Origin of the sequence: Micromonospora sp. NPDC000316 (assembly GCF_042898885.1) — a bacterium.
Classification (GTDB): Bacteria; Actinomycetota; Actinomycetes; order Mycobacteriales; family Micromonosporaceae; genus Micromonospora.
Genome location: NZ_JBIAZG010000007.1, coordinates 134,644 through 159,687, shown reverse-complemented (window position 1 = coordinate 159,687; position 25,044 = coordinate 134,644). Strand labels below are relative to the sequence as shown.

The 25,044-nt window shown below is 71.9% G+C and carries 21 protein-coding genes; 16 read left to right on the top strand and 5 right to left on the bottom strand.

Annotated elements, in window-relative coordinates; all coding sequences use genetic code 11:
- Nucleotides 1-52: 52 nt before the first annotated feature.
- Nucleotides 53-1,660, top strand: coding sequence for a hypothetical protein (locus tag ACFY2Q_RS17150; RefSeq protein ID WP_387131171.1), 1,608 nt, complete (start codon nt 53-55; stop codon nt 1,658-1,660).
- Here ACFY2Q_RS17150 and ACFY2Q_RS17145 read toward each other — a convergent pair.
- On the bottom strand, nt 1,621-3,768 hold the full coding sequence (locus ACFY2Q_RS17145; RefSeq protein ID WP_387131170.1) for a hypothetical protein: 2,148 nt from the start codon (nt 3,766-3,768) through the stop codon (nt 1,621-1,623). The two genes, ACFY2Q_RS17150 and ACFY2Q_RS17145, sit on opposite strands and share 40 nt — an antisense overlap.
- Nucleotides 3,769-4,047: 279 nt before the next feature.
- On the opposite strand from ACFY2Q_RS17145, the gene ACFY2Q_RS17140 reads away from it, so the two are divergent.
- Nucleotides 4,048-5,541, top strand: coding sequence for a S8 family serine peptidase (locus ACFY2Q_RS17140; RefSeq protein ID WP_387131169.1), 1,494 nt, complete (start codon nt 4,048-4,050; stop codon nt 5,539-5,541).
- An 83-nt stretch (nt 5,542-5,624) separates the two neighbouring features.
- On the opposite strand, the gene ACFY2Q_RS17135 is transcribed toward ACFY2Q_RS17140, so the two are convergent.
- Nucleotides 5,625-7,226 (bottom strand): ricin-type beta-trefoil lectin domain protein, encoded by a 1,602-nt coding sequence (locus tag ACFY2Q_RS17135; protein ID WP_387131168.1) that lies wholly within the window; start codon nt 7,224-7,226, stop codon nt 5,625-5,627.
- A 215-nt stretch (nt 7,227-7,441) separates the two neighbouring features.
- On the opposite strand from ACFY2Q_RS17135, the gene ACFY2Q_RS17130 reads away from it, so the two are divergent.
- The 4 genes from ACFY2Q_RS17130 (at nt 7,442) to ACFY2Q_RS17115 (ending at nt 12,034) form a co-directional block, all read left to right on the top strand.
- Complete coding sequence (locus ACFY2Q_RS17130) at nt 7,442-9,094, top strand: beta-1,3-glucanase family protein (RefSeq protein WP_387131166.1); 1,653 nt, start codon at nt 7,442-7,444, stop codon at nt 9,092-9,094.
- Between the two features lie 314 nt (nt 9,095-9,408).
- Complete coding sequence (locus ACFY2Q_RS17125; protein WP_387131164.1) at nt 9,409-9,969, top strand: sigma-70 family RNA polymerase sigma factor; 561 nt, start codon at nt 9,409-9,411, stop codon at nt 9,967-9,969.
- A gap of 127 nt (nt 9,970-10,096) precedes the next feature.
- Nucleotides 10,097-11,011, top strand: a complete 915-nt coding sequence (locus ACFY2Q_RS17120) for a zf-HC2 domain-containing protein (RefSeq protein WP_387131297.1) — start codon at nt 10,097-10,099, stop codon at nt 11,009-11,011.
- 117 nt (nt 11,012-11,128) lie between these two features.
- Nucleotides 11,129-12,034, top strand: a complete 906-nt coding sequence (locus ACFY2Q_RS17115; protein ID WP_387131163.1) for a hypothetical protein — start codon at nt 11,129-11,131, stop codon at nt 12,032-12,034.
- Nucleotides 12,035-12,106: 72 nt separating this feature from the next.
- Here ACFY2Q_RS17115 and ACFY2Q_RS17110 read toward each other — a convergent pair whose 3' ends face one another.
- A complete protein-coding gene (locus ACFY2Q_RS17110; RefSeq protein ID WP_387131162.1) occupies nt 12,107-12,565 on the bottom strand; it encodes a DUF4913 domain-containing protein in 459 nt (152 codons plus the stop codon).
- 35 nt (nt 12,566-12,600) lie between these two features.
- Nucleotides 12,601-13,884 (bottom strand): CAP domain-containing protein, encoded by a 1,284-nt coding sequence (locus ACFY2Q_RS17105; RefSeq protein WP_387131161.1) that lies wholly within the window; start codon nt 13,882-13,884, stop codon nt 12,601-12,603.
- Nucleotides 13,885-14,115: 231 nt separating this feature from the next.
- On the opposite strand from ACFY2Q_RS17105, the gene ACFY2Q_RS17100 reads away from it, so the two are divergent.
- From ACFY2Q_RS17100 to ACFY2Q_RS17060, 9 genes are all read left to right on the top strand, one after another.
- Nucleotides 14,116-14,607, top strand: a complete 492-nt coding sequence (locus ACFY2Q_RS17100; RefSeq protein WP_387131160.1) for a hypothetical protein — start codon at nt 14,116-14,118, stop codon at nt 14,605-14,607.
- A complete protein-coding gene (locus ACFY2Q_RS17095) occupies nt 14,604-14,900 on the top strand; it encodes a hypothetical protein (protein ID WP_387131159.1) in 297 nt (98 codons plus the stop codon). The genes ACFY2Q_RS17100 and ACFY2Q_RS17095 overlap by 4 nt, the downstream gene beginning before the upstream one ends.
- A gap of 77 nt (nt 14,901-14,977) precedes the next feature.
- Complete coding sequence (locus ACFY2Q_RS17090; protein WP_387131158.1) at nt 14,978-15,337, top strand: hypothetical protein; 360 nt, start codon at nt 14,978-14,980, stop codon at nt 15,335-15,337.
- Complete coding sequence (locus ACFY2Q_RS17085; RefSeq protein ID WP_357483114.1) at nt 15,334-16,074, top strand: hypothetical protein; 741 nt, start codon at nt 15,334-15,336, stop codon at nt 16,072-16,074. The genes ACFY2Q_RS17090 and ACFY2Q_RS17085 overlap by 4 nt, the downstream gene beginning before the upstream one ends.
- Nucleotides 16,075-16,077: 3 nt before the next feature.
- Complete coding sequence (locus ACFY2Q_RS17080) at nt 16,078-17,295, top strand: hypothetical protein (RefSeq protein WP_387131156.1); 1,218 nt, start codon at nt 16,078-16,080, stop codon at nt 17,293-17,295.
- A 49-nt stretch (nt 17,296-17,344) separates the two neighbouring features.
- Complete coding sequence (locus ACFY2Q_RS17075) at nt 17,345-18,838, top strand: SCO6880 family protein (RefSeq protein ID WP_387131155.1); 1,494 nt, start codon at nt 17,345-17,347, stop codon at nt 18,836-18,838.
- Entirely contained in the window at nt 18,835-20,538 is a 1,704-nt protein-coding gene (locus tag ACFY2Q_RS17070) for an ATP/GTP-binding protein (RefSeq protein WP_387131154.1), read from the top strand. Before ACFY2Q_RS17075 ends, ACFY2Q_RS17070 begins: the two co-directional genes overlap by 4 nt.
- Nucleotides 20,535-22,298 (top strand): type IV secretory system conjugative DNA transfer family protein, encoded by a 1,764-nt coding sequence (locus ACFY2Q_RS17065; RefSeq protein WP_387131153.1) that lies wholly within the window; start codon nt 20,535-20,537, stop codon nt 22,296-22,298. The genes ACFY2Q_RS17070 and ACFY2Q_RS17065 overlap by 4 nt, the downstream gene beginning before the upstream one ends.
- Nucleotides 22,299-22,703: 405 nt before the next feature.
- Nucleotides 22,704-23,906: a hypothetical protein gene (locus ACFY2Q_RS17060; RefSeq protein ID WP_387131151.1), complete on the top strand. Its 1,203-nt coding sequence runs from the start codon at nt 22,704-22,706 to the stop codon at nt 23,904-23,906.
- Nucleotides 23,907-23,961: 55 nt separating this feature from the next.
- On the opposite strand, the gene ACFY2Q_RS17055 is transcribed toward ACFY2Q_RS17060, so the two are convergent.
- Complete coding sequence (locus tag ACFY2Q_RS17055) at nt 23,962-24,597, bottom strand: GyrI-like domain-containing protein (RefSeq protein WP_387131149.1); 636 nt, start codon at nt 24,595-24,597, stop codon at nt 23,962-23,964.
- Nucleotides 24,598-24,724: 127 nt separating this feature from the next.
- Here ACFY2Q_RS17055 and ACFY2Q_RS17050 point away from each other — a divergent pair, with 127 nt between their 5' ends.
- Nucleotides 24,725-25,012 carry a hypothetical protein gene (locus tag ACFY2Q_RS17050; protein WP_327025697.1) on the top strand — a complete coding sequence of 96 codons (288 nt, stop codon included), beginning with the start codon at nt 24,725-24,727 and terminating at the stop codon, nt 25,010-25,012.
- The last annotated feature ends 32 nt before the right edge of the window (nt 25,013-25,044 follow it).

Below are 25,044 nucleotides of genomic sequence, written 5' to 3'. Positions count from 1 at the left end.
GTATTACAGGACCGGAACGGCAGGATTCGGATGGACCGAGGGTACGGAGGCGATGGTGCTGATACGGCGAGCCGTGGCAGCGGCACTGGTGCTGGTCGGGCTCGTCGTGGGTGCCCCAGCGGGGCAGGCGCGTGCGGCCCCCGCCGAGACCGGCCGCTACTACGTGGTCGGGCCGGCTGTCGACGGCCAGCGGGAGTACCTGTACGCCATCGCCCTGCGCACCCTCGGCAACGGCAACCGGTACCGGGAGATCGTCGAACTCAACGTGGGGCGCAAGCAGCCCGACGGTGCGACGTTCACCGACGGCCTGGTGCTCGAACCCGGCTGGATGTTGGCGCTGCCGGCGGACGCGAAGGGCCAGGGAGTACGCATCGGCAGGATGCCGACGATCGCCTCGCGGCCCCCGCGACCGGCGCCGAGTGCGGTGACGCCGAGCGCCGCACCGTCGAGCCCGGCGCCCCGGTCGGTCGCCCCGTCCACACCGGCCGCGTCCACGCCTGCCCCATCGACGGCCGCCCCGTCCACCGCCGCGCCGCAGCCCTCCTCGGTCCCTGCCGTGGCGACGGCGGAGACCGAGGCCCTCGCCCGGCCGGGGGACGAGCGGACGGCTGCCACCGATCCCGTCAACCCACTGCTGGTGCGGGGTGGTGCCGGCGTACTGGCGGTGGTCTTCGCCGTGGCGGCGCTGATGCTGCTGCGCCGGGTGGGATCACGCCGGGGTGCGCTCGCCCTCACCGACGACGGACCGTGGCCGCCGCAACGGCACCACACCCCGACCCCGGCCGATCTCGCGGCCGAATCCGGTGCCGGTCACGCCCCGTCGCCGGCCGCTGCGGGGCCACCACCCGCCGTCCTGCCGGCCTCGCCGATGTCGCCGACGTCGCCGACGTCACTGTCCACTCCGGCCCCGCCGGTCGCGGAGTCGAAGGTCGGGCCTCCGGGTCCGCTGCCGGAGCGCGCGGTCCGGCCGTCGGCCGCGCCGGCGGTGCCACGACCGGGGCGCACGGCGGTCGGGCCGCCGGGGCCGAGCAGTTCCGCGAGGCCGCCGGCCGAGCCGGAGCCGACGCCGGAGGTGCCGCGACCGACGGTGCCGAGCGGCGACGAGGTCCCCTACCTGAGCGCCGACCTGGACACCGAGGCCGGTCCGATGCGGGTCCGGCTGGCCGGGGTGGCGACGGGGCGCGGTTCCGCGCCCGCGTACGCCTGGCTCGGCGAGCGGGAACCCGCCCCGCCGGCCATCCTCCCGCTGGTGCTGGGCAGCCAGGGTCCCTGGCGGCTGCACGTCGACCTCGGGCGGGCCCCGGACGTGCTCACCCTCGTCGGGCCCGTCGACGACTGCCGGCGAGCGGCTGTGCTCCTCGCCCGGCGGCTGCACGCCTCTGGGATCGGCGTGGCAGTGGTCGGCGCGGCACTCGGCGCGGACGCCCCCGGCGGCACCCGGGTCCTGGACGCACTGCCGCAGCCGCCCACGCCGGAGGAGGAACTGCCGAAGCCGTACGTGGTGTTCACCGCCGGGTTGCCCGCGGGCGGCGCGGCCGGCGCGCGGAGCCTCGCCGCCACGACGGGCGGACGGTGCGTGCCGGTGGTGACCGGCCCGGTTCCCGGCGGCCGGTGGTCGATTCAGGTCGGGCCGGATGCCGTGGCGGTGGCGGCGGACTGAAGTCGACGCAGCGTGGCGGGCAGCGGCCCAGGGGTGACGCCACTGCTGCGCTGCCAGCCGCCGTCGCGGGCCTCGTGGACGCGCCGCACCTGGATCCGGTCATAGGAGCGGCTGCCCAGGATCAACTCCACCCCGGCCCGTTGCAGCGAGTCCGCACGGGTCCGCACCGAGGCGAGCGGGGCGAGCACGGCGGCGGTGGCGGCCACGTCGACGGTGCGGCTGCGGGGCACCCGCACCTCGACCAGCAGCCGGCCGGGGCGGGGCGCTGGCGGTTGCCGGTAGAGCCGCAGCCAGCCTCGGGGAAGACCGCGCGACCGCACCGGCAGGAGGGCGTACGCCTTCCGGGTGCCGAACTCGGGCCAGCGGCGTACGTCGTTCGGCAGGCCGGCGGTCGAGAGGGAGGTGGGGGCGGACCGGATCCGCGTCGCGCCGTGCGCCTCGCCGAGCGGCACGAGCCATCCGATGCCCTCGGTGCGGAACCCGCCGACCGGGCGCACCCGATCCAGTCGGGCCGCCGGGAGCAGGTAGGTGTCAGAGGTGCCGAGGAGGTACTGCAACCGGGCCGGTACGTGGGATCGCAGCGTGGCCACCGCGATCGCGCCGCCCGGCTCGATCCGTACGCGCAGCAGGTTGCAGCCCTCGGGCGCGGACCGGGGGTCGAGGAAGGCGATCAGGAACAACTCGGCGCTGGGCATGCCGTCGGCGACGACAGCGGCGGGGTCGCCCGGCGTGCGGACGAACGCTTCGAACGTCTCCGCGTTTACCTGCTGGCCACGGCGCAGCCAGGGCGGGCCGTAGTCCGACGCGCGGCGGCGCTCGGTGACAAGCGCGGGGCGGGGCAGCGGCGGGGTCAGCACCGCAGTGGGCGGACCGGCCGGCTGGGCTTCCGCCGCCGGTTCTGTAGGCGTGCCGTCCGTCGACGTCGTCGGCGGCGTACCGACAGCTGCCTCCGACGGTGTGGCCTCTGCCGCATCCGCGTCTGCCGGCGTTCCGGCCGCAGCATCCTGGTCGGCCGTCGGCGACCCGTCGACGCCCGACGCCGGGGCATCCACGTCGGACGTCGGGCCGTCCGCCTTGGTGGCGACAGCCGGACGAGTGACGGTAAGCGCGATCCGTTCCCGGGTGAGTCGCGACACCAGCAGCCCGTCGGGAGTGGCGTCGAGGGTCGCCGGACCGTCGGCGTACCTCGGCCGGTACGCCCGCCACGGCGCGACGGCGCCCGCGGCGTCGAGCGCCCGCAGGTCCCGGTGGTCGTCGATCAGCTCGGCGCGTCCACCCGGTGGCGGGGTCCAGACCGTGGCGCCTGTCGTCTCGGCCAGCTCGATGGTCTGCTCGGCGAGTCGGGCCTGCTCGTCGGCGTCGGAGGGCCACGTCAGCCAGAGCCGCAGGTCGGCGCCGTAGAGGGGAAGGTCGCCCACGAGGGCGGCGAGCTGGCGTCCGCTGTGCACGCCCTGGGTGCCGCTGTAGGTGCCCACCAGGAAGCCGTCGGCGCGGGCCGTGACGGCAACGGTGACGATGCCCTCGGAGACCAGGCCGAGCCGGTGCGCGGTGGCCCGGCGGGCCACGAAGTCGGCCCTGGTCGCCAGGGCGAGCCCGTCGGCGAGTGGCAGACGCACCACGCCGGTGCGGGGCCGGACCAGGCCCTCGTCCAGGGCGAACCAGCCGGGCAGGTGGGTGGCGAGGTCGGGTGGCTGGAGTACGAGCCAGTCCATCGGCTGTCGGGTGACCCGGTGCAGCGGCACCGCGTGCAGCGGCCCGGCGGTCCCGGCGTCGGCACCGTTGACCCGGGGGGCGGTGTGCCGGATGTCGGTGCCCTCCGGGCTGATCAGCACGTCGTGGCCGAGCAGCCCGGCCACCTCGGTGAAGAGGTCGACGTGCCGGGCGCCGTCGTCGGTGAGGATCCGGATGTCGTCGCCGGCGTCACCGGTGCGCCGCACGAGGTCGGCGATGGACCGGGCATCGAGCATCCGGTTCGGGTCGGTGGGCACCATGAGCCGGCCTTTCGGGCCCGGGGCCAGCCACAGGTCGAAAAGCCCGGCGACCCGCCGGTGCCGGCGCGGGTCGAAGCGCCGGGTCACCGGGACCCGGTCGATATCCCTGCTGGCCACCGCCCTGGCGGTACGTCCGAGTGCTGTCACCGCCGCCCTGCCTTCGTCCCCACCGGATCATCGTCGTGACCGAACCACTGTGCACGGTCGACGAGGCGTGCCGTCATGGTGAGTCCTGAGAAGTTCGTCTCTCAGGGCTCGCCGGTACGCTCGACCGACCTCATGACGAGGTTCGTCGGGGCCCGGTTCAAATTGATTTGAACTAACGCGGCGCGAATCCGCAATAGACGGTGGAACGCGGCGACGTTCATGGCCGTGGTGACTGAAGGAGGACACCCAGTGCTGGCGAAGCACCCCATCCTTGCCCGCCTGCTCGTGGTGGTGATGACCGGTTGCGTGCTCCTGGCCGTACCCCGGCTGTCCGCGGCGAGCCCCACACCCGACAGCCGGCCGTACGTGAAGTACTACGTGGTCGCGGCCCAGTACAAGGGCCAGCCGGAGAATCTGACCGACATCGCGTGGCGGCTGCTCGGCAGCGGCGAGCGGTCTGATGAGATTTATCACCTGAACACCGGACGGGTGCAGCCGGACGGGCTCCGGCTGACCGACCCGGGAGTCCTTACCGCCGGGTGGTATCTGGTGCTGCCCTGGGACGCCGCCGGTGAGGGGGTCAAGTACGGCCAGCTTCCGGCGCCACCGGCTCCGACACGGACGGCACGTCCCGGAGGCACACCGAAGCCCAGCGGCACCGCGAAGCCCAGCGGCACTCCGTCGCCGTCGGCGAGCGCGACGAGCGGCAGCCCTGGACCGGGTGCCACTGGTGGCACCCAGAAGTGCACCGCCGCCGCCGGGTCCAGCAGCCGCTCGGACTGGGCGCAGTTGCGGATGGCCGCCGACAGCGCGTGGACCCTGACCCGGGGCAACGGGGTGAAGATCGCGGTGGTCGACACAGGCGTCGACGCGACCCTCCAGCAGTTGAGCGGCCGGGTCGCCGTCGGCGCGGACGTGACAGTCGGCAATGGTCGCGGCGACACCGACTGCGTCGGTTCCGGCACCGCGATGGCGGGCATCATCGCCGCTGACAGCAGCGTCGACGGCAGCCCGGTCGGGATCGCCCCGGACGCCACGATCCTGCCGGTCCGGATGGTGGGGTCCGGTGCTGCCCGAGCGGCCGACGCGGCGACCGCCATCGAGGTGGCGGTGAGCGCGGGCGCGTCCGTCGTCGCGCTCGGCTCCCACGTCGACCTGGCGGCTCCGGCGGTGGCGGCCTCGCTGACCACGGCCCTCAACCACGACGTGCTCGTGGTGGCGGGCGCACCGACCAAAGCGACACCGTTGCCGTCCGCGGGCAGCGGGGCCGCCGGCGGTGCCCTGCTGCTCGCCGGTGGGGTGGGACCCGCGGACCAGCTCGCCGACGAATATCTGGAGGGGACCGTCGAGGTCGTCGCACCGGGTGTCGACGTGGCGAGCCTCGGCACCGGAGGCAGGGTGGCCGGCAGGACCGACACCGGGCTGGCAGTCGCCTTCGTGGCGGGGCAGGCGGCCCTGATCCGGGCGGCCGAGCCGAACCTCACCGCGGCCCAGGTCAAGGAGCGGATCCTCGGCACCGCCGATTCGCTCGGTGGGCAGGACCCCCACCCCACGTTCGGCGCCGGCATGATCAACCTGGCCGCCTCGGTGGCGGGTGCCCTGGACAACCAGGGTCCGGTGGCAGCGAGGCAGGACAGCGGAGGCTCCGGCGCGGCGATCATCGTCCTGCTGGGCCTGGCGCTTGTGTGCGCGGGTGGTGTGTTCTTCGGCCTTCGGATGCGCCGCCGCCGCTACGCCGGCTGAGCGTCCCGCCACAGACGGCGGTGCCCGGCGGTCGTCCCCCTTCGGGACGACCGCCGGGCACCGGCCGGTACGACAGACCCGGGCTACCTCTGGCTGAACGTCTGCTTCGGGTTGAACACGCAGATCCAGATCATCATGGGCGCGCCCGCCGCGTGGCCATCGACGTCCAGGCACTTGTCGGTCGCACGGTTGAAGAGTGAGCGGCGCCCGTTCATCTCGATCCACTCCCACTTCTGGGCGGGCACTGCGGTGCAGTGGGCGGACTGCACGGGAGCGCCGTCGCGCTTCTCACCCCAGGCGACGTCCAGGCAGAGGCCGTTCACCCGAACGGTGCCGTCGGAGGGGAAGGACCACCACTGGTTGCGCACCTCCTGGCACTTGCGCACAGTGGCCCGAACGCCGTCGCCCTCGCCGCCGCTGAGGCAGAGCCCGCTCTCCTGGGCGACGATCTGCTTGGTGCCGGCCGGCCGGACCGGTGGCGCCGGTGCCTTGGTGGGCTCGTTGGGCCGCTCGGGCTGCGCGGGCGGCACCGGAGGCTGGGCGACGGCCTTGCTGGCGGTGGGGGACGGCGACGCGGACGGCGATCCGCTTGGCGTCGGCGGTGTGGCCGGCGCGGTGGGCGTCGCCGGCTTCAGCCGGGCGTCGAGGGCGTAGAACTCGGTGTTCTCCCGGACGGTCCGCAGGAACACCTGGGTCGGGCCGTCGAGTTCCCCGCCGGTCTGCCGCACTGTGGTCGGCCCGTTGCGGAACGCGGCAAGCGCCAGCAGGTACGGGTCACCCTCGATGCCGTTCAGCTCGTTGCGCAGCGCGCACATCACGGTGCCGACAGCGGGGATGGCCACCTGCGGGTCCCAGACCGAACCGTCAGCCGGGCCGTGCTCCTGCCACAACTCGGGCAGGAACTGCGCGATCCCGCGCTGGCCCTCCTCGCCGAGCATGTTCGGGTCGAAGCCGGACAGGGCCATCACCTGGCCGGCGACCGCCGCGGGCGGCACCTCGGGGCAGGCCTCGCCGGCACGGACGAGCAGTTGGACGTACTCCGCGGGGACCGCCTTCGGCTGCTGCGGCTTGCTGTTCGGTCGGGGCTCGCCGGCACCGCCGAACGGCACCAGGTTGGCGTAGAAGGCGGCGTACCCGCTGGCGTGGTCGACGTAGTCGACGGAGCTGGCCGGCACCCCCTTGGCCTTGCGTACCTCGTCGATGCCGGCGTTGAACGCGGCCAGCGAGAGGCGCCAGGGGTCGCCTTCGATCTTGGTCACCCGGACCTGACCGCTCAGATCGCACATCTTGTGGGCCAGCGCGAGGATGTTGGCCGCGCTGTCCGAGCGTCGCGCACCTGGCCACGGCACCCAGGCTTCCCATGCCGCGTCGTCCAGGCCGGCGATGCCCTGGCCGCCGGAGGCTGTCTTCTTGGCCCGGCCGTCGAGCCCCGACTCGGCCATGAGCTGACCGGCGAGCCGGGCCGGGGTCAGGGCTGGGCAGGAACGGGCGGCGGACCGGATCGTGGTCAGTTGCTCGTCGGACACGGCCCGACCGACAAAGTCATCGTCCTGAGCCGAGGCGACTCCCCAGCTGACGCTGGCGACGACCGCGGACACCACCGCCAGGCCGGCGACCACACCGGCGGCAGCGCGACGCGAGATCGGACCCAGCCGGCTACGGGGGGAGGGCTGATCGGGTTCCACGGGAGCATCCCTTCCGGTGATGGCATTGCTGTCTCGACGGACGCGCGATGCCATCGGTTCACCGGGTCGTGATCGGATCGAACGAAATTTTCCTGCGGGGTATTGAACCGAGGGGCACGCCGAACCGTCAACGCTGCAACCGCCGGCGCGGGTTGTGTGTCACACCGCAGAGACGCCGTCGGCCGACATGCAGACCCTTTGATCGGAGTTGATAGATGCTGACTCGCCGCAGGATGCTCCGGATCGGACTTGTCGGAGCCGCTGTGGTCGGGGCACCCCTGGCGGCCGCACCACTGGTCTCGCGGGCCTACGCCGACGACGGGTTGCCGTTGACCATTGTGAACAGTACCGGCCGTTTCGACAGCACAGCCATCACCATGTATGTCGTCGGCACCGACTCGGCGACCGGCCGGCTGGGGTACGTCCGCGAGAGCGGCAGGTTCACACCCGCCAACCCGGCCGACAACGGCCCGGACGGCTTCGCCAACATCGGGGTACGCCTGGACGCCTCCGGCACGACCCGTTTCGTACTGCCCAAAATGTCCGGTCGGATCTACTTCGCAATCAACGAGCGGCTGAGGTTCACAGTGGTCAGCGGCGGTGACGGCCAGCCGGGCTTGCAGTACCCGGTGGGCTGGGCGGAGGGCGACCCGGCGTTCGGGGTGCTGCACGACTGCTGCGAGTTCACCTACAACTCCTCCGTGCTGGCCTGCAACACCACGACCGTCGACATGTTCAGCATCCCGATGGCGATCCGTCTGCGCGGCAACACCGAGCAGGTCACCGGCAAACTTGTCGACGGCGGACGCGAGGCGATCTTCGCGGAGTTGTCCCGCCAGCCCGGCTACGAGCGTCTCGTCATCGGAGACGGGCTGCGGGTGATCGCGCCGGGCAAGGGCATCGAAACGGGCCGGTTCGATCCGCACTACTACGACAGCTACGTCGGTGAGGTGTGGGACCGCTACAGCCGTACCGAGCTGCGGGTACACACCCCGTCCGGCACCCGCCGGGGCCGCGTGGCCGACGGGCGGCTTGTCTTCGACGGCGTGCGAGCCTTCGACAGGCCCTCGACGTTGGACGTTTTCTACTGCGCCGGCGCCCTCGGCACCACTGGTGACGAGGCCGCCAACCAGGTGGCGCGGGTCCTCGGCGCCGGCTTCAACAGGTCCACCCTGGATCAGCACGACCAACCGACCACCAACCGCAGCGCCTTCTACCAGCATCCGGTCACCAACCACTACTCCCGGGTGCTGCACCGATACGCCGCCGACGGCAAGGCGTACGGGTTTCCCTTCGACGATGTGATCGAGGATGCCTCGTACATCCAGGACACCGCTCCCGAGGAGATGACGATCACACTCACGCCGTTCGGGGGAGGAGCGGTGGCGGTGCCGCCGCCCGCGACCACCGAGACGGTGGTCGTGCCGCCGGTCGTGTCGGCGGCCCGCGTCGAACCGGGTGCCCGGGGGGTGGGCAAGGAGATCGCCGCCACGAGTTTCGACAGGCAGCACGGGGTCCGGACCGAGGCGTCCAGCGAGGGTGGAGAGCACATCGGCTTCCTCGCCAACGGTGACTGGGCCGGTTACCAGGCTGTCGACTTCGGCGCCACGCCGGTCACCCAGTTCCAGGTGCGTGTCGCCTCCGGAGCGCCGGACGGGATCTCCGGCCTGGTCGAGGTGCGCCTCGACGCTCCGGACGGCCCGCCGGTGGGCTCGATCGCGGTGGCCAGCACCGGCGGCTGGCAGAGTTGGACGACGGTGCCGGGAGGCATTGCCCCGGTCACCGGCACGCACGACGTCTACCTGACGTTCACAAGCGGGCAGCCGCAGGAGTTCGTCAATGTTCGCTGGCTGCGGTTCAGCACGTGAGCGCGGCAGTCCTCATCGACGCCGGTCGGCGCAGCGCGCTCACCACCACTGAGCCGCGCGAACAGCGGTCTACATCGGACTCGGCGGCTGCTCAGTCGGGTCCGGACGGACGCCGCCGACGGCCCGTCACCGGCGCACTCCGGTCACCCGCCGGCAACGCCGACCCACGCCCGCGTGAACCCGTTGGGCGGCGGCCACGATGGACGTCCGTCGGTTCCAGCTATCCTTCCCCCCAGGGTGTGATCGACGTTGACACGTCGGCGCGACCGCACGGGCACGATCCGTGCGTGAGGGGGAGGCGTTCTGTGTCGGCGGTGCCCAACGAAGCGCTGGGATCTGAGGTCGTCGGCGACACCGTGACCGGGCAAACCTCGCCGGATGCCCTGATGCGGTCGATCCACGAGCAGTACCGGGGGCCTCTGCTGCGGTTTCTCACCCGGCTCGTCCTCGGTCAGCACGAGCTGGCCGAGGATCTGGTGCAGGAGACCTTCCTGCGGACCTGGCGAAACCTGGATACGCTTGCCGCCGATCCACGGCGGATCGCCCCCTGGCTCTACACAGTCGCCCGGCACGTGGCGATCGACGCGATGCGCGCCCGGCAGGCCCGGCCGCCCGAGGTCGCCATCCCCGACCTGAACCGGCTCTCCGTCCCGACGGACGACATGGACCGGGTGGCGTCCGCCCACACGGTCCGGTTGGCGCTGCAACGGATCTCGCCGGAGCATCGCGCGGTGCTGATCGAGATGTACTACAAGGGCGCGTCGGTCGCCGAGGCCGCGGAGAGACTAGGAATACCGGAGGGTACGGTAAAGTCCAGGACGTACTATGCGGTGCGCGCGTTGCACGCGGCAATTGGTCCGATCGAGTCGTCCTGATGGCACCTCACCTGATGCCTCTCCTGATGCCTCGTCGCCCCGGGGCCTCGCCAGGTCTCCGGCACGGAGGTCGTTGCGGGCGGCGACACGCCGTTCGCGGTGCTCTGGGTCCGAGATGGGGGGCGTGATGCGAACCGGCGAGGAGAATCCGACTGCCGAGCACGCCACGCTGGCCCGCTATCTGCTCGGCGCTCTCGACGACGCCGAGCGCGTCGAGTTCGAGGCGCACCTGGCCGGCTGCTGGGAGTGTCTGTCGGCGGCGGGGGAGATGGGCAGCGTGACAAGTGCCCTCCCCGAGTTGGACTCCGCCGACTGGGAGGCGCTCGCGTCCCTTCCACCGGAGTTCGCGCCGCCGATCGAGCCCGACACGTCAGCTGTCGTGCCCCCGGCTCCCCGATCGTCCCTCCCGCCTGGCAGCCTCGCGGTCGACACCGCCGCCGACCCGGCCGAGCCCGCAGCCGACCCGGCCGAGGTGACCGCTCCCGCGCCGGCAGGCGCCGCGGCTGACGTCGTGCGCCGCAGGAGCACCCGTGGCGGCTCCGGTCCACGTACCGGCGGGTCGGTTCGGCCGACCGGAAGCCGACCGGGAACGCCAGCCGCACCCGAGAGCCGCCCGGGTCGGCCACCGGGTGACCCACGGCGTCGCCGGCTCAAGCTCTGGGCCGGTGTGGCCGCCGCGGTCCTGGCCGTCGTCATCGCCGGTGGTGGTGTCGTGGCCGGCCTCGGCCTCACGAACAGCGACGTGGTGCTCACCGCAAACGGGGAGGCAACCGCCCAGGGCGTGAGTCTCGCCGTCACGATCACCACAAACGAGGACAGGTCCAGCATCGAGGTCACCGCCATCGGTCTGCGTCCGGGCCTGCGATACCGCCTCTTCGGGGTGACCCGGGACGGCGCCACCCACGTGATCCGCGACTGGACGGCGTCGTCCGGGCCGCAGGATGTGGCCGCCGAGCTGTCGCTGCCGGTGAACGACCTCGCGTTCGTCACTGTGGGGCTTGTCGACGGCACGGCTATCGTCACCGCCCCGATCTCCCGCTGACCGACCTGCCGGCGGCTGACCGGCGGGTCGGCGGCTCCTCCGGATCGGTGCTGAACCGAACGGCGCTTGCAGCCGTAGGGCCTGCGACGGCGATGACCGAGGCCACCGGAGGTGTCCATGCCTGAGCAGACGCGAGCGCCCAACCCACACGTCGAGCGGCTGGCGCTGAAGATCGTCGAGAACGATCTGCGCACGATCAAGCGCACGGCTCGCACCCGCTCGGCGGATCTGGCGAACAAGTGGAGCGACGCGGCGAGATTCGTCGACGACAAGCAGCGCAAGCTCGACCGCGGAGGGCCACCCCCGCCCGGCGGGACGCGGCGACGCGACAGGGATCCGGGTCAGGATCTGGACCCGGAGGAAGCGCAGTGGCAGCCGGAGGCCGCTGCCCACCAGGGATCGGCGAGCACCATCGGGCGCCTGGCACGGAAGCTGTTGCAGATGCTGGACGGGCCTCCGACGCAGCCGACGGCGACGTATCCGGCCGCCCAGGGGCCACCGCGCGGGGCGCCAGGGTCGTGGCCGGCCCCGCCTGCGACGCCGTACGGGCTGCCTCTCCACGACTCGCCGATGGACATGCGACCGATGTCCGCAATAGAGGAGGCGGAGCTGCGCAGCCACCTCACCGAGGCCGTGGACTCGATGCTGAAGGAGAGCCCCGCGCTGCGCGAACTGTACGACCAGCTCGACCTGCCCACGGTGTCGCACTTCCTCAAGGGCCGCGCGGACGGGGCCGAGGCGAAGCCGGAGGGTGCCGAGACCCGGCTCGACCGGGCGGCGGGTGAGACCCGGGCGGCGGGTGAGACCCGGACGGCGGGTGAGCCAACCATCGCCGACCTGGCCGCGCTCACCAGCCCGGGTGGCGGCCGACCGCCGCTGTCCCGGCGCGCCTCGGACGTGTCGGTCGCGAGCCTGGCCGCCTTCCGGTCGTCACCGGACGTCACGCGGGACAGCCCGCCCATCTCGCCGATCAGGCGACAGCCGAGCATCGCCGCGTCGAGCCGGAGCGTGAAGGGGCGGTAGCCGCGCGCTGACCCGTGGCCTCCCGTCCCACGCGGCCTCCCGTCCCCCTCGGCCGGGAGGCCGCCTGCGGACTCAGTACGGGTCGACCTGCGGGATCTCCTTCGCCCGGTGCGCGCCCGCCTTACAGCCGGCGAACGGACCGGACGGATCGCGCAGCGCGTTCATCACCGGACCGAGGTGGTCCCGGTGCCAGTTCGCCGGCCCACTCAGCCCGGCGTTCGGGCCGGTGAGCTCCTGCCACGCCAACCACAACCCGTAGAACTGGGCGATCGCCTCGGGATGCAGCCACCACCGGGAACACCAGGGCGCGGTCGAGGAGACCTCCCGGGCGTAGACCGGCACGAGCAGGTGTCGTACCCACAGCGTCAGCATCCGCAGCGCCTCGGCGTACTCGTCGCCCTCGAGATAGAGGATGAACGGCGGCTTCCTCGGCGCGGGTGGGGTTGACGCGTCCGGGGCGGTCGGCAGAGCCGGTTCCCCGGCCGGCGGTGCGGGCTCGCCGGCCCACTGCTGCTCCTGTGATGACAGCATGTCCTCTCCTTCTCGCTTGGTCGATGTGCTCACGGTCAGCTCGGCGCGGCGAAGTTCTGCGTCCAGTACGGGCCGTCCCCGGTGTCGGCCCGGCCGACCCCGATCTCGGTGAACGCGCAGTTGAGGATGTTGGCCCGGTGGCCAGGGCTGTTCATCCAGGCGTCCATCACCGCCTCCGGCGTCGGCTGGTTGTACGCGACGTTCTCCCCGTAGGTGCGCCACGCGTAGCCGGCCCGGTCCAGCCGTTGGCCCACGTCGCTGCCGTCGCTGCCGGTGTGCGACATGCTCCGGTGGTCGGCCTGGTCCTGACTGTGCCGCTGCGCTGCCGTGGTCAGCTCCGGATCGCTGTGCACCGGCGCGCAGCCGGCCTCGCTCCGCCTCGCGTTGACCAGTTCGAGGACCCGGCCCGTGGCGGCAGCGCTGGTGCCACCACCCGCATCGTCGGAGTCGTCGTCCACGACGGCAGCCCTGACGCCGCCGTCATCGAACGTGCTGTCGTCGTCTGCGTCGGTATCGGTGTCGGTGGTCGCCTCCGGGCTCGGGCCGGTGGTCGTCGGCGTGGCGTACGGCTCACCGAGGATCCCCATGTACTGGCCGAAGTACGCGCGTACCTTCGCGGTGTAGGCGCGGGTGTTCGTGCTCGGGCTGACCCCGCCGGCGTCGCGCACCGCGTCGATCCCGTCCTGGTACGCCGACAGGGTCAGGTCGAGGGCGTCGCCGATCACCTGCCCGTCGTCGAGTAGGGTCTGGACCTCCTTGGCGAGCGCGCACATGTACTTCGCCTGCGCCATGATCGAGTCTTTCGGGTCCTCCGGGCGGGTCTTGTCGTTGTCGTCGGTGTCCTCGCCGTACTTCTCGAAGATCTCGGGATCGAGCTGGGAGATGCCCACCTTCCCGTCCTCGCCGACCTTCGCCGTGTACCACCCGGAGCCCACCTGGATCTGGGCGGCGATGACCACCGGGCCGATCTCGGTGCACTCCTTGCCGGCGTCCTCGATGGTCTCCAACAGCGAGGCCGGCACCTGGTCGGTGTCCAGTTCGCCCTTGCCGTCGCCCCGACCCGCCTCGATGGACTGTCGGGCGGCGTCCTGGACGTCGATGTCCGGCCCGCCGCCGCTTCCGCTGAACCCACCGAAGAGCCAGATGAGCAGGATCAGCGGGAGCAGCAGGATGTAGAGCGCGCCGACCACGACGACCAGGGCGCCGCCGAGCGCCAGCGCGATCGGGCTGGACATCAACGCCATGCCGCCACCGATCGCCGCGCCGATCACGGCGATCCGGGTGCCGCTGCCCTCCCCACCCGCACCGGAACCACTCACGTCGCCTCCCGCCCTCGGGTCGCTTGAAAAATCTGGAACTCGTCTTGAACCGGGGCGTCGGACGCCCCGTAGAGGCGTCCGTCAACGAGCCGGACGGCCGCACAACGGGGCCGAGGGCCTGTCGGTTCAAACCCGGTCGGGACAGATCAGATCGGGATTCACGAGGAGGAGGTGGATGGCATGATGCCCGCGACGACGGTAGGGCCGGCATCGCGCGTGCCACCGGGATCGGTGTCCGGGCGACCGCCGGGTCACAGCCCCGCCCCGCCGCCCCGCCGGTACCTGTCCGACGAGGGGATCGGCTGGATCGCGGCGCACGGGGGTGCCGGCACGACGACACTGGCCCGGCTCCTCGGCGGCACCGACCTCGGCTGCCGATGGCCGGACGCCGCGTTGGCCGAACCCGCCACGGTCATGCTTGTGGGCAGGACCAACGCGGAGGGGATCCGGGCACTGTCGCGGGCCCTCAACGCGCTGCGGGAGGGCCGGCACCCACCCGGCATGCGGCTGACCGGCCTGGTGCTGCTCGCCGACGCCCCGGGCCGGTTGCCGATGGCGCTGTCCCGGCGGATCCGGGTGCTGCGCTCGGTGGCCCCGGTGCACCGGGTGCCGTGGGTCCCGGAATGGCGTCTGGGCCGCCAGGCGCGTACGACGCCGAAGGCGATGCTGCGGCTGGCCACGGCGGCCGGTCTCCGTTCCGACACGCGGGGGAGACCGTCGTGAACCTCGATTTCGAATCTATCCGCGCGGCAGATCCGAGCCCGTTCGTGCCGCCGCCCGGGTACACCCCGGTCTCCGAGGCGAACGACCTGCTCGGCCTGCTCGCCTGGTGTGTGACGGCGGCTGCGATCGCCGGTCTCATCGTCGTCGGCATCCAGATGGCCTTGCAGTTCAACCGTGGTACGCCGGGCGAGGGTGCCGAACACTTCCGTGGCCTGGCCGTCGTCGCGCTCGCCTGTGTCCTGGGCGCCTCGGCCGGCCCGCTCGTCGCGTTCTTCGGCGACCTCGGTCTCTGACCAAGTCGTCACCGGTCGACCGGGAGCCCCCGGATCGCCGATCGTCCTGATCCGCTTCCTCCACAAGGAGTTTTCCGATGTCGCTCACCAGCCTCAGCCAGTCCGCCGCCGCCCACGTCCTCGCCCGGCTGCCGATGGAGCCGGCTCCCGACGGCGGTGGCGTGGTCAACCCGACGCCGAGTGCCCCCACCGCGCTCAGCAATCTGGTCAACAAACTGCTGGGGTTGATCGCCTGGGGCGGCACCGCCGCGGGGGTGGCCGGGGTGCTGATCACCGGCACGATGATGGCGATCTCGGTGAAGCGGGGCGAGAGCTCCGAGCACATGTCAAGGCTCGGCCTCGTCCTCGGTGGGTGCATCCTGATCGCCGTCGCCGGCCCGGTGGCGAACTGGTTCCTCGGCGGCGGTGGGGACACCACCCAGAGCGGGGCCCAGTGACCGACGGCGGCCGACGATGGTCGGAGGACGGGAAACCGCCCTTCTGGACGGAACGGGGGTGGATCGTCTCCGCGGTCTTCCTCGCCGGGGCGGTCCTGCTCTCCGGGATGGTCTGGATCGGCGGGCTGGGCGGAGACGACTCGGCCGACCTGGGGGGTCAGGCCGCCGCGGGGCCCGCGAAGCAGCCGGCCCCACCCTGTCCGACGACCTCCACAGTGGCGTCCGCTCCGGCGCAACCACCTGCCCCGACGAAACCACCCGCCGACGTGTCCTGGCGGGCCGTCGACGTCGGCTACCAGGTGCCGGTCTCGGCCAGCCAAGGGCCGCTGCGCATCGAGGGCGGGGTGCTCCGCTGCTTCGCCCACACTCCTATCGGTGCGGTGCTCGCGGCGCACATCATTCCGGTCAAGTTGGACGGCCCCGACTGGCAGACAGTTGCCGACCTTCAGGTTCTGCCCGGCCAGGGCCGGGAGGTGCTGACCGCCCGGCTCGACCGGGTGGTCAACAACAACCGTCGGGGTGGGGGCAACTACGCCGGCTACGCGGTCGACGCGTACACGCCGGAGGCGGCCACCGTGCAGCTACTCGTGCACGGCGCCGGGTCGTACATGGCGAGCCGGATCGAGCTGCGCTGGGACGACGGCGACTGGAAGCTCGCGCCGTCGCGGGTCGGCGTGGTGTTCGAGTCCATCGGCACGGTCGCCAGCAGCCGTGGCTTCAGTGTGTGGAGGCAGTGACACGTGTGTGACACGAATCCGCTGAACAGCCTGAAGGACATCTTCGAGCTCATCATCAACCCGGTCGGGATGTTCGTCCGGATCATCGCCAACCTGATCCTCGCCGGGGCGATCTCGATCTTCGGTGAGCTGACCGACGAGGTGCCCACCCTCTCTGCGGAGGCGGACGGCGAGCCCTCCATGGCCGTCCCCGGGATGATCAGCGACCAGATCGAGTGGCTCATCGTCTACCTGGCGGTCGGCTCGATCCTCTTCGCTGCCGCCAAGATGGCGATGGATCGGCGCGCCGAGGCCGGCAAGGTGGCGCTGCGCGGCTTCCTCCGGGTGATCCTGGTGGCCGGGGCCGGCTCGTGGATAGCGATCAAGGCCGCCGCCATCTCGGACGACTACACCCGGCACCTCTTCTCCACGGCCTCCCTGAACATCATCAAGAGCGTGCCGTGCATCGACGACGGCTCCGGGATGGAGGCGTTCCTCCTCCTGGTCCTGGCCTTCCTGTTGCTGATCTCGGCCATCGTGCACGTCCTGCTGCTCTACGTCCGCCTCGGCGTGATGATCCTCCTGCTCGGCACCCTGCCGCTGGCCGCCGCCGCCTCCATGACCAACTGGGGTGCCGGCTGGTGGCGCAAGCACATCGGCTGGACGGTCGCCTGGCTGCTCTACAAACCGGCGGTCGGGCTGATCATGTATGCCGGCTCGCAGATGATCGCCCAGGGAAACAACTACGAGAACGGCATCCACAGCCGAATAGCCGGGGTCGGCGTACTGCTGCTGTCGGCGATCGCGCTCCCCGCCCTGCTCAAGCTCGTGGTCCCGGCAACGGCGGCGCTGGGCACCGGTGACCCCGCCGGCACCGCCATCTCCGCGGCCGGTGGCGCTATCGCCTCCGGTGCGAAGAAGATCGCCAGCGGTGCCGCGTCGTCGTCCGGCGGCAGTGTCGGCCCGTCCGGGTCACGCGCGCCCAGCGGTGCCTCCGGCCCCGCCGGCCGCGACGGTGGCTCCGCGAGCGGGGGTCGCGACGGAGCGTCGGGCCGCAACGGTGCCGGCGGGCGACCCGCCCCGAGCAGTGCCGGTGCCGCGACGAGCGGCGCTGGCGCCGCAGCGAGCGCCGCCGGACCCGCCGCCGCCGTGATCGGCGCGACGTACCAGGCGGCCCAGGTCGGCCGGCGCATGGTGTCCGGCGCGGTGGAGCGAGCCGACGGCGACGCGGGCCACAACTGACGGTGCGTCGGCGGCCGACCGCCGACCAGAAGAGGCGAGGGAGAGGTCTATGTCGACGGAAGCCGCCATCGAACCGACGTACGGGAACTGGCGCCGGCCACGCCGCGCCGGGCTGGGGCCGTTCGGTCTGCTCGGCACTGTCGGGGTCTTCGGCGGGCTGGTGGTGGTGCTGCTGGCGTCCCTGGCATCGCTGCAGGCGGCGATGGTGATCGGTACGCCGTTCGTGCTGGGCCTTGTTCCCATGGCGGTGCGCACCCCGGACGGCCGCAACCTGTACCAGCTCGTGACGCTGCGCATCGGCTGGTCCCGGCGCCGGGCCCGGGGCGAGCACCTGTACGTCTCGGGGCCGCTGTCGGCCCGCCCCGAGGGCCGGTTCGCCCCGCCCGGCATGCTGAGCGGAGTGGTCGCCCTGGAAGGGAGGGACGCCTACGACAGGCCGTTCGGGGTGCTGCACCACCGCCGCCGCAACCTCTACACGATCGTGCTGCGCTGTGAACCCGACGGCGGGTCGCTCGTCGACCCGGACCAGGTCGACACCTGGGTGGCGCTCTGGGGCGAGTGGCTGTCCCGACTCGCCCACGAGCCGGGGCTGCGCGGCGCGTCGGTGGTGGTGGAGACCGCGCCCGACCCGGGCACCCGACTGGCGACCGAGGTGCTGCCCCGGCTCGCCGCCGACGCCCCGCCCGCCGCCCGCGCGGTGATGCAGGAGGTGGTCGACGACTACCCGTCGGCGTCGTCGGAGATGAACTCGTACATCACCCTGACGTACGCGCCCGTGGGTGGACCTCGCCGCGACCCGGAGGACGTCGTCACCGACCTGGCCATCCGGGTGCCGAGCCTGCTGACCGGGCTCGTCAGCGCGGGCGGTGGGGTGGCCGAGCCGCTCGACGTCGAGCAGATCGCCGAGGTGGTTCGAGTCGCGTACGACCCGGCCTGCGCCGCCGACGTGCTCAGCGTGCGCGCCGAGCACGGCCGCACCGGTTTGGAGTGGATCGACGCGGGGCCGGTGGCGGCGGTGGAGACGGTCGACGCGTACCAGCACGATTCCGGTGTGTCGCGGACCTGGCTGCTCACCCTGGCTCCTCGGGGCACGGTCCGGTCCAGTGTGCTGCGGACCATGCTTGACGCCTCCGCCGGCACCCGCCGCAAGCGCGTGGCGCTGCTCTACCGGCCGATCGACCCGGCCACCTCCGCCCGGATCGTCGAGGCGGACCGGCGGACCGCCCAGTTCATGGCGACCTCGGGTCGCGGCATGGTGCAGGCGCGGGCCGCTGCCGAGGTACGCGCCGCCGAGCAGGCCGCCTCCGAGGAGGCCACCGGGGCCGGGCTTGTCGAGTTTTCCCTGATGCTCACCATCACCGTCGACCGTCCCGACCAACTCGACGACGCGTCGGTGGTGGTGCGCAACCTGACCGGTGCCGCCCGGATCTCCATGCGTCAGGCAAACCGGATGCAGGCCGCGGCGTTCAGTTGCACCCTGCCGACCGGAATTCTGCCCTGGGAACAGACCATGCTGCCGCACGAACTCCAGGAGGCGATGTGAGCACCCCACTCAGTGCGGGCTGGCCGGTCGGGCACGCCGGGGCGTCCACGGCGCTCACGGGCCTGGTCGGTGACCCGGACGACGAGGCCCCGAAGCCGGTCAAGGCCACGCCACCGAAGCCACGCCGGGACGCCCCGGTCTCGGCGCGGGGCTGGGACGGGCCGGGCGGCGGCAAGGTCGGTTACCTCGACGCGCCGACGATGTGGCGGGCCACCACCGTGCAGGCGTGCGGGCTCTGGCCGTTCTCGGCCGGCTCCGGCGCGCCGATGTCCGGGGTGCCGCTCGGCCAGCACCTCTTCACCGGCGCGACGGTCTGCGGCGACCCGATCTCCTGGTTCACCCGGGCGAAGTACATCTCCAACCCGTCGCTGTTCATGCTCGGCATGCCCGGCCTGGGCAAGTCGACCCTGATCAACCGGATGGCGGTGGGGCTTGCCGCCACAGGTGTGGTGCCGCTGGTCCTCGGCGACCTGAAGCCTGACTACGCGGACACGGTCCGCGCCCTCGGTGGTCAGGTCATCTCGATCGGCCGCGGGGTCGGTGGCATCAACGTGCTGGACCCGGGAGCGATGGGGCTTGCCGCCGAACGGATCGGCGGTAAGGCCGGTCAGGCGTTGGCCGCCGAGACCCACGGCCGGGTGCTCAACATGGTGGCGGCGCTGCTGACGATCGTGCGGGGCCGGGCCCTGGACGACCACGAGCAGGCGGTGCTCTCCGCGTGCCTGCGGCACCTGCGGGAACGTACCCCGAACGGTCGTGCCCCGGTCCTGCCCGACCTGTTGCGGGTGTTGGAGGAGGGGCCGGACCGGGTCCGGGCGGTGACCCTGGACCGGGGGCAGGAGACCCGGTATCGGGACGCGGTGGATCCGCTGCACCGCTCCCTGCTCGGCATCCTCGACGGGGCGCTCGGCGACACCTTCGGCTCGACCACCTCGACCCGGATCAACCTGGACGCGCCGGCCGTCTGCATCGACATCTCTCGGATCGGCGAGTCCGACACCCAGCTCACCGCCGCGGCGATGCTCGCCGCCTGGTCTGACGGACTGGGCACGGTGGCCGCCGCGCACGCCCTGGCCGACGCCGGACTGGCGCCGCGCCGCTGGTTCTTCACCATCCTGGACGAGTTGTGGCGTCCGCTGCGGGCGGCCTCCGGCATCGTCGACCGGATCGACGCGCTTACCCGGCTCAACCGGTCGCTCGGCCTCGGCGACGCGAAGATCACCCACACCCTCAAGGACGCCGAGGCGCTCGGCACCGATGCCGACCGGGCCAAGGCGCGTGGTTTCGTGGAGCGCGCCGGGATCGTCGCCTGCGCCGGGCTGCCGGCCGCCGAGATGACCGACTTGGGCCGGGTGATCGGCCTGTCCCGCCGGGAGATCGAGCTGGTCTCGTCCTGGTCGTCCCCGCCGGGCTGGGCGAGCAGCAGCAGCAACGAGGAGCCGCCCGGCCGGGGCCGTTTCCTGATCAAGGTGGGTGGTCGGCCCGGCATCCCGATCCGGGTCTCGATCACCGACACCGAGCGCCGGCTGCACGACACCAACTTGCGCTGGGTGCAGAACGGGTACGCCGAGCAGCAGGCCGCCGAACGGGCCGCGGCTCGGAAGGCGGTCTTCGAGGCCGAGGCCGAACTGGGCAACCTGAGCACCCAGCCGGAGTACGCCCAGATGACCGAGGGACCCAGCGGGGGGTGGGAGGCGTGAGCGGGAAGATGTCCTCCGGCCCGCCACGCGGGTCCGACCTGTTCTTCTGGGCCTTCAGCCTTGTCGTCCTCGCCAACCTCGGGCTCTTCATCGTCGCCTGGACCGGCGGCACGCTCGGCGCCGGGGTGACCGGGCACGGCTGGCACGCGCCGCCGTTCACCGTGGGCTCGTACTTCGCCCTGGTCTCCGGCGACCTCGACACGCTCTGGCCCGGCGCGTCCCCGTACGCGGTCTACGGCGGGATGGTCGTGGTGGCCGCGCTCCTCGTCGTGCCTGTCGTGCTCGCCGGGCGTTGGCTGCTCGACCGTCGCAACAAGGGCGTCGGGCTGGCCCGCAGGAGCGATCTCGCGTCGTTGGCCCCGGCCGGCATCGCCGCCCGCGCCCGGGAGTTGCGTCCCTCGCTGGCCGGGATGAAGCACCTACCACCGGACGAGACAGGCAACCTGCTGGGCGACCTGTCCCCGAACGGCCCGGAGCTGCGCTCCTCCTACGAGGACGTGGAGCTGGACCTGATGGCACCCCGGGCCGGCAAGTCCACAGGCATCGCCATTCCCCGGGTGCTGCGCGCCCGGGGCGCGGTCCTGCTCACGTCCAACAAATCCGACGTGTACGCGGTGACCCGCGCCGAACGGGAACGCGTAGGCACCGTCTGGACGTTCGACCCGCAGGGCATCGCGCACGCGCCTCGGGAGATGTGGTGGGACATCCTCGGCGACTGCGTCACGATCGAGGGCGCGCGGCGGCTGGCCGGGCACTTCGTCGCCTCGGTAAACGACGACAGCTCGAAGAAGGACTTCTGGATCTCGGCGGCGCAGAACACCCTTACCGCGCTCTTTCTGGCCGCCGCCCGGGGTCGGGCCCCGGTCACCGACCTGCTCGGCTGGCTTGCCGACCCGGCCGACCGTACGCCGATCGACCTGCTGCGCGACGCGGGCATGCAGGCGATGGCCGAGCAGTTGCAGGGCACCGTACGCGGGGCGGTGGAGACCCGCGACGGCATCTACGAGACGGCCCGGCAGTGTGTGGCGTGCCTGCTCGACCCGGAGATCCTGGCCTGGGTCAGCCCGGACCCGTACCTGCCGCAGTTCCGTCCGGATCGGCACGTGCTCGGCCGGGACACCCTCTATCTGCTCTCCAAGGACGGCGGCGGCTCGGCCGCCGGGGTGATCGCCGGACTCGCCGACGCGACGCTGCGGGCCGGGGTGGTCGCCGCGGAGCGGATGGGCGGCCGGCTGGACCCGCCGATGACGGCGGTGCTCGACGAGGCGGCGAACGTGTGCCGGATCTCCGACCTGCCCGACCTCTACTCGCACCTCGGCTCGCGGGGAATCAACGTGGTGACGCTGTTGCAGAGCTACCGGCAGGGCTCCCGGGTGTGGGGCGAGGCGGGCATGGACGCGATGTGGGGCGCCGCCACAATCAAACTGCTCGGCGCGGGGCTCGACGACGCCGACTTCGTGGAGAAGATCTCCAAGCTGGTCGGTCAGCACGACGTGAGCACGGTAAGCGTCTCGCGCAGCAGGGACGGCTCGTCCCGGTCCGTCTCCTACCGCCAGGAGAGCGTCCTGCCGGCCGACCGGATCCGGGCGCTGCCGAAGGGGACCGCGCTGCTGCTGGCCACCGGCGTCCGACCTGCGGTGATCAAGCTGCGGCCCTGGTACAAGGAGCCGGACGCGGGACGAATTTCGGCGCTTGCCAAGCAGGAGGTCGCGGCCATCACCGAGCGGGCCGCCGCCAAGCTCGGCGCGGGATGGACGTAGGCCTGGCCTCGTCCGACCTGCGGGCCCCGGTAGAAGATCTTGTATTCGGGGTGAACCGGGGGGCGCGGCGCCGCGTAGAGCGGGAATCCACTTCCACCGTCGACAGGAGACGATGAGATGGAACGAGACCAAGACCCCCGACAGCCCTACTACGACAGAGGCAACGGCGGCAGCCGCCGCAGCGGTGACGACACCTACTTCGCGGACCCCGGCCCGGCACCCGCCGGGAGCCCGTACCGGTCGCCGGCGAACGTGAGCGTGTCGTCGTGGGCGAGTGTGCCGTTGCCCTCGACCCGCATCGACGACTCCGCACTGCGCCCGTACGAGAGTGCGCCGTCGCTCCCGACAGGCGGCTTCGGCCTCGACCCGGCGCCCGACGAGAGCCGGCACTGGTCGCCTCCGAACGTGAGCGTGTCTTCGTGGGCGAGCCTGCCGATGCCCTACGAGAATGCGCCGTCGCTCCCAACAAGCGGCTTCGACGTCGGACCGTACCCGTACCCGTACCCGTACCCGCCCGTCGCCTCGCAGTCGCCGCAGGGGCCGTACGACTATCCGCCCAGCCCCGAGCAGCCCGTCGCGGTCGACGACCCCGCCACCACAGAGTTCGAGCGGTGGGCTGATCAGGAGGTCGCCAACGGGCTCACCGCCGTCGCGAACGGGGACGAGTTCCAACTCGGGACGTACCCGCACCGTCCAGGGGAAATGGTGGTCGTCCCCACCGGCTCCCCGCTCGCCACCCCCAACCACACCCCGAGTGGATCTCCGCCCCGCTCGACCCACAGCGGGCATTCGCTTGGCGCCCCCGCGGGCGCGCCTGCCGGGGATGGCGCGGGCGCGTCGTGGGCGGACACGTTCCGGCTATACGCCGGGCAGCTCCAGCAACGTGGAAGGAGAGGCTGGGAACTTGTCAGGAATGAGGCCGTCGGAGGCAATGTCTTGTACGCGGTCGGCAGCGCGCTCGAGGCGTTCGGGCGATCCAACGGAGTGCCTTACGCCATCTCGACCGGAAACGCTGTGATCCTCAGTGCCGACATCATCCCCAAAGTCCACAGCATCTACACGAACCTCACCTCGCCGCAGGTCAACATGCCGCGTCTGGCCAAGGACGCCGTCAACGTCGTAGGCCTCACCGCCGGTATCGCGGCCGGCTACACCCTGATCTCTGGTGTGAACCGGGATTTGTCCACGAACGATCACCTCACCATCGACAGGAGTCACGTCCGAGCGGCGGGTTATCTGGGCGGCGGCTCTGCGGTCGCGTTCGGCGCCGGTGCAGTTTTCGCTGGCATGGAAAATAACAGGGCGGCAGCCCGGCCCGCCGATACCGAAACCGGCAGCGAGCGGCATCGGTCGGAGTCGCATCGGCCGGAGTCGCATCGGCCGGAGTCGCATCGGCCGGAGTCGCATCGGTCGGAGCGGCATCGGTCGGAGTCGCATCGGTCGGAGTCGCATCGGTCGCGCGGGAGGACCAGCGAGACTGCCGGTATGGCCGCTCCCCGTACCTCCCGTGAGCACGGCGAGAGGCAGCCGGCGGAGTCGAGCTCCCTCGCGCCCAGTCAGCACGAAAGCCGGCACCGCGACAAGGGCAAGGCGCGGGCGACACGCTGACGCTCAGTCTCCGCCGAGTGGGGCAGAGGCGCGTGTCCGGCCTCTGCCCCACCCCCTACCCGCTGGCTGCGTCCCCGGTGGTGACGGGCTGTCGGAGGATGGTGCGCTGCCTGTCGGGGGCAACTCTGCGGAAGTCGCTCAGATAGATCTCGTGGTGCTGGCCGACCAGCTGGAACCCCTGGCTGGGAATGAACTCGTGATGCAGCTGCGCGAGCACGTCCGCCTCGTCGTCGAAGGAGCCGACGTGCAGTGTCTGCACGGACCGCCCCTCGGACAGCGTCGCCAGGCGCACGTCATCGAGACGCCCTGACGGGTTCTTGGCCCCGGCCCGCTCGATGGCGGTGGTGAACATGGCCCGGGTGATCCAGTCGGGGACCATGAGCAGCAGTGTCCAACTCCACAGCGACTTGTCCCGCGCCGCGGTGAAGGCTTCCATGTCGTCGGCCCACCACAGACCCTCCAGGGGCGGCACGACGTAGTCGCGCCCGAGGTCCACCTTGCTGGCGAACTTCAGCGTGTACGCCACTGGATAGAGCGCCTCGACCGCCGTGGTGAAGGCCGGCGCCGTGTTCGGGTCGCCCTGCCCGTCGATCATGAGGTATCGCATGTCCGGCACGTCGACGATCCGAAACCGACCCCGTGGTGCCCGGTACGTGTCGAGGGTCTTCTTGAAGTCGATTTTGTCGCTCATGCGGTCAACTCCACAGCCGCACTCTAGCGTTGGAGGATCGCCGCACTGTCGCTCTCCGAGGCCGATCGCGTTGCGGCGCGGATGTCGTGGCGGCGAACAAGCGTGGTCCAGGATAACCTTGCCGGATATGGCTACCTATCGCAGCGCCTCAGTGCTTCTCTCCTCGGACGGCACCAGGACCCCCGGCACCGCCGCGCTCTTCGCCGAGCCCGCCCGCAGGGGTGGGATCCCGCCGTGGGCCGGCGACTTCCGACCCGCCAACAGTGCCGGCAACGGCCCCAAGAACGCGGTCGGGAAGACCTTCACGTTGGAGCTGCCCGACGGCAGCACTGGCAAGGTCGTGGTCCAGGGCCTCAAGCGGGGCAAGGGCGGCGTCGTTCTGGCCTTGATGGGCGAGGACGCGCCCCCGTTCTGATCAACGAAAACTAGTCGCCGCCGCCAGTGGTG

Bases quoted from the DNA above. Each gene is read 5' to 3' on its own strand.
- ACFY2Q_RS17075 (WP_387131155.1), top strand. From the start codon at position 17,345: ATGTCGACGGAAGCCGCCATCGAACCGACGTACGGGAACTGGCGCCGG.
- ACFY2Q_RS17115 (WP_387131163.1), top strand. From the start codon at position 11,129: ATGCCTGAGCAGACGCGAGCGCCCAACCCACACGTCGAGCGGCTGGCG.
- ACFY2Q_RS17120 (WP_387131297.1), top strand. From the start codon at position 10,097: ATGCGAACCGGCGAGGAGAATCCGACTGCCGAGCACGCCACGCTGGCC.
- ACFY2Q_RS17130 (WP_387131166.1), top strand. From the start codon at position 7,442: ATGCTGACTCGCCGCAGGATGCTCCGGATCGGACTTGTCGGAGCCGCT.
- ACFY2Q_RS17150 (WP_387131171.1), top strand. From the start codon at position 53: ATGGTGCTGATACGGCGAGCCGTGGCAGCGGCACTGGTGCTGGTCGGG.
- ACFY2Q_RS17050 (WP_327025697.1), top strand. From the start codon at position 24,725: ATGGCTACCTATCGCAGCGCCTCAGTGCTTCTCTCCTCGGACGGCACC.
- ACFY2Q_RS17090 (WP_387131158.1), top strand. From the start codon at position 14,978: ATGTCGCTCACCAGCCTCAGCCAGTCCGCCGCCGCCCACGTCCTCGCC.
- ACFY2Q_RS17110 (WP_387131162.1), bottom strand. From the start codon at position 12,565: ATGCTGTCATCACAGGAGCAGCAGTGGGCCGGCGAGCCCGCACCGCCG.
- ACFY2Q_RS17055 (WP_387131149.1), bottom strand. From the start codon at position 24,597: ATGAGCGACAAAATCGACTTCAAGAAGACCCTCGACACGTACCGGGCA.